This is a genomic window from Halomonas urumqiensis, from assembly GCF_003028575.1.
Taxonomy (GTDB): domain Bacteria; phylum Pseudomonadota; class Gammaproteobacteria; order Pseudomonadales; family Halomonadaceae; genus Halomonas; species Halomonas urumqiensis.
On record NZ_PYUD01000017.1, the window covers coordinates 1 to 6,628 of the forward strand.

7 protein-coding genes are annotated in these 6,628 nt (G+C 65.5%); 3 read left to right on the forward strand and 4 right to left on the reverse strand.

The features are described 5' to 3' along the window. The 3 genes from C6V82_RS17885 to C6V82_RS17895 form a co-directional block, all read left to right on the forward strand. The coding region (locus C6V82_RS17885; RefSeq protein ID WP_146157046.1) for a TRAP transporter large permease subunit at positions 1 to 578 on the forward strand (578 nt) is incomplete at its 5' end. Between the two features lie 93 nt (positions 579 to 671). Continuing rightward, positions 672 to 1,658 carry an AraD1 family protein gene (gene araD1, locus C6V82_RS17890; protein ID WP_107164752.1) on the forward strand — a complete coding sequence of 329 codons (987 nt, stop codon included), beginning with the start codon at positions 672 to 674 and terminating at the stop codon, positions 1,656 to 1,658. 104 nt (positions 1,659 to 1,762) lie between these two features. Continuing rightward, positions 1,763 to 2,533 carry a FadR/GntR family transcriptional regulator gene (locus C6V82_RS17895; protein WP_229843256.1) on the forward strand — a complete coding sequence of 257 codons (771 nt, stop codon included), beginning with the start codon at positions 1,763 to 1,765 and terminating at the stop codon, positions 2,531 to 2,533. A gap of 61 nt (positions 2,534 to 2,594) precedes the next feature. On the opposite strand, the gene C6V82_RS17900 is transcribed toward C6V82_RS17895, so the two are convergent. The 4 genes from C6V82_RS17900 to C6V82_RS17915 form a co-directional block, all read right to left on the reverse strand. Continuing rightward, a complete protein-coding gene (locus C6V82_RS17900) occupies positions 2,595 to 3,500 on the reverse strand; it encodes a DMT family transporter (protein ID WP_102586489.1) in 906 nt (301 codons plus the stop codon). Positions 3,501 to 3,515: 15 nt separating this feature from the next. Beyond that, entirely contained in the window at positions 3,516 to 4,397 is an 882-nt protein-coding gene (locus C6V82_RS17905; RefSeq protein WP_102586488.1) for an NAD(P)-dependent oxidoreductase, read from the reverse strand. A 155-nt stretch (positions 4,398 to 4,552) separates the two neighbouring features. Beyond that, positions 4,553 to 6,013 carry an aldehyde dehydrogenase family protein gene (locus C6V82_RS17910; protein ID WP_102586487.1) on the reverse strand — a complete coding sequence of 487 codons (1,461 nt, stop codon included), beginning with the start codon at positions 6,011 to 6,013 and terminating at the stop codon, positions 4,553 to 4,555. 37 nt (positions 6,014 to 6,050) lie between these two features. Then, a partial coding sequence (locus C6V82_RS17915) for a TRAP transporter large permease subunit (protein WP_146157046.1) occupies positions 6,051 to 6,628 on the reverse strand: 578 nt, incomplete at its 5' end.

Sequence of the window (6,628 nt, forward strand, 5' to 3'; positions counted from 1 at the left end):
GCGTGTTCACGCCCACCGAGGCCTCGGCGGTGGCGGTGTTCTACGCCCTGGTGGTGGGGGTTTGCTACCGCGAACTGTCGCTTTCCACCCTGGTGCCGGTGCTGCGCCAGAGCGTGATCTCCACCGCTGCGGTGATGCTGATCATCGCCGCCGCGGCGCTGTTCAGCTTCTTGATCAGCCGCTCGGGGCTGCCCGGCGAAGTCGCGGCCTGGGTGACGCGGGTGTTCGACAGCCCGTGGGCCTTCCTGCTGGCGGTGAACGTGCTGCTGCTGGTGGTGGGGATGTTCATCGAGACCGGTGCGGCGATCCTGGTGCTGGCCCCGATCCTCACGCCGATCGCTATGCAGTTCGGGGTTCACCCGGTGCACTTCGGCCTGATCATGGTGGTCAACCTGGCGCTGGGCATGATCACCCCGCCACTGGGGGTGAACCTGTTCGCGGCCTGCGCGGTGGCACGGATCTCCATCGACGAGATGCTGCCATGGCTGGTGCGCTTCTTTCTGGTGGTGCTGACCTGTTTGATGGCGATCACCTACATGCCATGGATCTCCCTGGGGCTGGTCGATCTGCTCTACTGATAAGCGAGTACCGAGAGTCGCGTATTGAGTATCGAACGGTGGCCGCTGGCCACCGCAACACAAACAGAGCCTTCAACGCGAGAGATATCGGCGATGCGATTGATTCAATGCCAACATCAAGGCCAGGTGCGTGCCGCCCTGGTGGAAAGCGACCAGCAGGTCCACCTGCTGGAGAGTGACACCTGGACCCTGGCGCGCCGCGCCATCGAGGCGGGCAGGCCATTGGCCGATATCGTCGAGGCCTCGCTCACCGAGACGCGCCTCGACTACCCGACGCTGATCGCCGAGCGTCATCTCCTGCCACCGTTGACCCATCCCGACCCGGCCCACTGCCTGGTCACCGGTACCGGCCTCACTCACCTGGGCAGTGCCGACACGCGATCGGCGATGCATGCCAAGGCGCAGGTCAGCGAAGAGGAGATGACCGATTCGATGCGCATGTTCCGCCTGGGCCTCGAAGGCGGCAAACCCGAACCCGGCCAGCCCGGCGCCCAGCCGGAGTGGTTCTACAAGGGTGATGGTAGCTGCGTGGTAGCCCCCGAGGCCGACATCCCGGTGCCCGCCTTCGCCCAGGATGCCGGCGAAGAGCCAGAGCTCGCCGGGCTCTACGTGATCGCCGACGACGGCACCCCCTGGCGGGTCGGCCACGCCATCGGCAACGAATTCTCGGACCACGTCACCGAGCGCTTCAACTACCTATGGCTCGCCCACTCCAAGTTGCGCGCCTGCAGCTTCGGCCCCGAGCTTCTAGTAGGTGAGCTTCCCGAACACCTCGAGGGCGTAAGTCGCATCGTGCGCAATGGCGAAACGCTGTGGGAGAAGCCGTTTCTGACCGGCGAGGCCAACATGGCCCACAGTCTGGCCAACCTTGAGCATCACCACTTCAAGTACGCCGGTTTTCGCCGGCCGGGGGACGTGCACGTGCACTTCTTCGGCACCGCCACGCTGAGCTTCGCCGATGGCATCCAGACCCGCGAGGGCGACCGCTTCGAGATCGAGCTTCCGACACTGGGGCGGCCGCTGCGCAATCCGCTACGCTTCGAAACCGACACCCCCGACACTGAGGCAAAGTCGCTCTGAGCGCCCATGCCCGCCATGCCGGATCACGCCTGATGGTTGACCCGGCATGGTGGCCATGGCAGCTTGCCTGACCCTTTCCCGCTGGAATCACTACGAGCCCGCCCGTGAAGCCATCCGCCAGGACCCCATCCCGCACCGCCCCCCGGCCGAGCATCAGCGAATACCTCGCCGAGGCGATCTTCTCCGGCGCCTACCAGCCAGGCGACTTCGTCCCCCGTGAGCTGGACCTCTGCGAGCGCTTCAAGCTCAACCGTTCGGCGGTCCGCAGCGACCTGCGCCAACTGGTCGACACCGGCATCATCGAACGCATCTCCGGTCATGGCTCCAAGGTCCGCGAGTATGCCGACTGGCAGATTCTCGACCCCGCCGTTACCGAGTGGATGACGCGCTATGCGGCACCGAACCCGATGATCCAGCGCGAGATCCTGTCATTCAGGCTGGATGTCGAGCCCTATGTGGCGATGACCGCCGCCAGGCGCGCCACCGCACACGACCTGGTCGCCATCGAAGATGCCTTCGAGGGCATGCGGCGCACCCTGCACCATGTCGACGATCCCGAGATTCGCCAGCGACACAGTGATAATGACGTAGCGTTCCACGCCGCCATCTTCAAGGCCACCCACAACATCGTCTGGGCGCAGCTCTCGCATATCCTGCGCCCCTCGATCTACCTGCTGATCTCGATGTCCAACGTGCAGACCTCGGAACCCGAGGAGAGCCTGGAACGCCACCGTCTGCTGATGGAGCACATACGCGGACGCCGACCCAACGAAGCGTTTCTGGCCGCCCAGGCGGTACTCGCGGGCACCGCCAGTGCGCTTGGCATCGAAGCCGGTGCGAGCACACTCGGTCAGCACCTGACCCTCCAGGGCTGAATCTCCAGGGCGGGTCCTTGACGAAAGTCCCTCGCCTTCAGCGTGCCCAGCAGGCACCGGTTCAGGTACCTACCCCCAAGACTCGTCGCTCCAGGCGCCGTTCGTAGAGCCCCTTCACCACCAGGGTGCCAAGCACCAGGCTACCGCCAACCAGGGCGATGGCCGCCGGTCGCTCCCCGAGCAGCCACCACGCCCAAAGAGTGCCGATGACGACCTCGAGCAACAACAGCAACCCCACTTCCGCGGCCGGCAAGTAGAGCGGGCCACGCTGCAGCAGCGTGACGCCGAACGGCACGATGAACAGACACAGCAGTACCACCAGCGCCAGGCTGTTGGCCGGGGGCAGCGCGATCTCCCCGTGCGACAACCATACGATCAGCCCCCCGGTGCCAACCAGCAGGCCGTTGAAGGTCAGCATGGGGCTCATGTCGATGCCTGGGCGCCGACGGCACAGCGTGAAGTTCAAGGCAAGCGTGGTGGCCGCCAGCAGCGCGAAGGCGTTACCGACCCATGAGCCGACCCCGGTATCGTCGATCACGATCATGCCGATGCCCACCATGCACAAGGCGATGGCGAGCCAGGTGCGTCGCGGCAACCGCTCCTTGAGGATCAACCAGGAGAACGCCGCAGCGATGATCGGCGAGGCAGCCAGGATCAACAATACGTTGCCGGCCTTGGTGTACTGGTTGCCCAGTACGAAGCCGCAGGTGGTCAGGCTGAACAGCAGCGCGACCGCGATGCCCGTCCAGCCACAACGACGATAGGCCGCGATGGTGCCGCGCCCATGACGCATCAAGGCGATCAGCAGAAAGCCCAATCCCGAGAGAAAGCCGCGCCACATCAGGATCTCGGCATCGGGAAGATCGGCGAGCTTGATGAGCAGTGCATCGGGGGACATGATCAGCGCACCACCACCGGTCAGCAGTAACCCCTGTTGCCGGTGAGAGAGCGAGGCAAGGACGTTCAAGGCCACCTCCTGTGGTCAATGTCGTTGGGAATCCTGCAGCACGCGGATGACTTCGGGCACGGCAAGCGAATCGTCCTCAATGCCCGAATAGAGCGCATGCACCGCGGCGGCCACGCCCCGCGCCACGCCCAGCTCGTCGGTCATGGCGTGATAGTAGCCCAGGTCCTTGCTGGCATTGGCGACACTGAAACGGAACCCCGATGGGTCGTCTTCGGCGATGAAGGGGCGCAGGCGTTCGAGCACTACACCCGCTCCCCCACCCTTGCCCAGCACCTCGAGCAACGCGGCATCGTCGATGCCCGCGCGACGTGACGCGGCGGTGGCCTCGGCGAGTACCGCCGAGAAGCCCAGCGAGACGTAGTTATGCAGAAGCTTCAGGGTATGTCCCGCCCCCACCTCACCGGCATGGGCGATATTCTCGGCAAAGCCCTCGAGCAGCGGCAACACCTCCTCGAACAACGCCTGGGGTGCACCGACGATCAGGTTCAGCCGCCCTTCCGCCGCCTCCTTGGGCGTGCGCGTCATGGCTGCATCCATGAACCGGCCGCCAGCCGCTTCGACGCGCGCCGCCACCTTGGCGGTGGAACTGGGCAGCGCCGTCGAGCAGTCGACCACCACGCTGCCGGGCGCCAGGCCCTCGAGCACACCGCCCGCTTCGAACAACACAGCTTCCACCTGGGGCGATCCGGTGACGCAAAGGATCACCACCTCGGCGGCCTCGGCCACCTCGCGGCTCGTCCCACGCGCCTCGGCACCGGCGGCCAGCAGGTCGTCGACGGGCTGGTTGCCGGGATGATCGAGAAACACCAGCGAATGGCCGGCTCGCAGCAGGCTGGTAGCGATGCCATGGCCCATCAGGCCAATGCCGACCATGCCGACACGACGGGGTTGATGCATATCAGACCTCCCAACACCAAGATAACGGTATAAGAAATAAAAGGGGAACGATCTCACCACGTCAGTCGCACGTGGCGGTTGCCGAACATGATGCATGCCGAACATGGTGCAAGCCGAGCGTGGCCCACCAAGGCGCACGCTCGGCTCTCGGCGCCTCAGCCGTGGCGAATTGCCACCGTCTTGATGCGGGTATAGCTTCTCAGGCCTTCGAAGCCCTTCTCACGGCCATGGCCGGAGCGCCCGACGCCGCCGAACGGCAACTCGATGCCACCCGCTGCCCCATAGTTGTTGACGAACACCTGGCCACTGCGTATGCCCTTGGCCAGGCGCAGCTGACGGCCACCGTCGCGTGTCCAGATCCCGGCGCACAAGCCGAAATCGGTGGCATTGGCCAGCGCCAGTGCCTCGGCTTCGTCATCGAATATCTGAACGGCCAGCACCGGACCGAACAACTCTTCACGCAGCACCTCGTGGCCATCCGGGATCTCGGTGAGCAGGTGCGGCACAACGAAGTGTCCGCTCGCCGGCGCCCCTTGGGCCAGGGTGCCACGTGCGGCCACACGAATGCCATCGGCCTCGGCCGCACCGAGTCGCGACTCGAGCTTGGCCTTCTGCCGGGCATTGATCAGCGGGCCACAGTCCGCATCGGCTTCGCCTGCATCGCAGCGCAGGGCACTGAAACGCTCCACCAGCTGCCCGATCACGCCTTCGGCCACCTCACGCTGCACCAGCAGGCGGCTGCCCGCCGAGCAGGTCTGGCCGGCGTTCTGGATGATGCCTCGCACCACCGCATCGACAGCGGCGTCGAGGTCAGCATCGGCGAACACCAGTTGGGGAGACTTGCCCCCCAGTTCCATGGTCACCGGCACATGGTGCATCGCCGCCGCCTGGGTCACCAGGGTGCCGGTCTCGGGCGAGCCGGTGAACGACAGATGATCGATGCCGGCATGGGCGGCCAGTGCCGCTCCGGCCTCACGGCCCAGGCCCGGCACCACATTCAACACTCCGGCCGGCAGGCCGTTCTGGGTGGCAAGCTCGGCCAGGCGCAGCACGCTCAGGCAGGCATCCTCGGCGGGCTTGAGTACCACGGTGTTGCCGGCCGCCAGCGCCGCCGCCACGCAGCGACCGAATATCTGCGCGGGATAGTTCCAGGGAATGATCTGCGCGCAGACCCCATAGGGCTCACGCAAGGTCATCACCGCGAAGTCGTTGTCGAACGGAATCGTCTCGCCATGCAACTTGTCGGCCGCACCACCGTAGAAGCGGAAATAGCGCGCGCAGGCCTTGATGTCGCCGCGTGCCTGGGACATCGGCTTGCCGGTATCCTGGCACTCGAGCGTTGCCAGCGACTCGTGATTGGCCTCGATCACGGCGGCGAAGGCCAGCAGCCACTCACTGCGGCGGCGGGCGGCGTAGCTTGCCCAATCCCCGAGCTGGCCATCGAATGCCTGGCGCGCCGCGCGCACCGCCTCATCGACCTGCCCGGACTGGCTGCGAGCGATGCGGGTGAGCGTCTCGCCGCGTGCCGGAGCCTCAACGTCGAGGGTCGCTTGCGTGGTCACCCATTGCCCCCCGATCAATGCCCCTTGTGGTGGCATAGGTGTATTGCTCGACATCGGCTCTCTCCTTCTATAGTTCATTTATTCATTCTATTCAGTACAGCAGATCGACCAGGCCCAGAGAGATCCATGGCATGTAGGTGATCGCCATCAAACAGGTCAGCACCACCAGAAAGAAGCGCACCAGCCATGGCAGCATCTCGTCGATGGAGATCCTTGCCACCGCGCAGGCCGCGAACAGGTTCACCCCCAGTGGCGGGGTGATCATGCCCAGCGCCAGGTTGACCACCATGATCAGGCCGAAGTGCACCGGGTGAACCCCGAACTGCATGGCGATCGGCGTGAGGATCGGGGCCAGCACCAGGATCGCCGCGCCGGTCTCGATGAACATCCCCACCACCAGCAGCAGCACGTTCACCGCCAGCAGGAAGGCCCACGGGCTGTCGAACACCCGGGTCACCCAGGCCGCGACTTCGCCGGGCAGCCCCGAGCGGCTGATCAAGAAGCTGAACAGCGCCGCGGCGGCGATGATCAGCATCACCGCGGCGGTGGAGATCACGCTCTGGCGCAGCACCGGCACCAGGGTGGAAAGCGACAGTTCGCGGTAGCAAACCCCCACCACCAGGGCGTAGAACACCGCCACCGCCGAGGCCTCGGTGGGCGTGAACACGC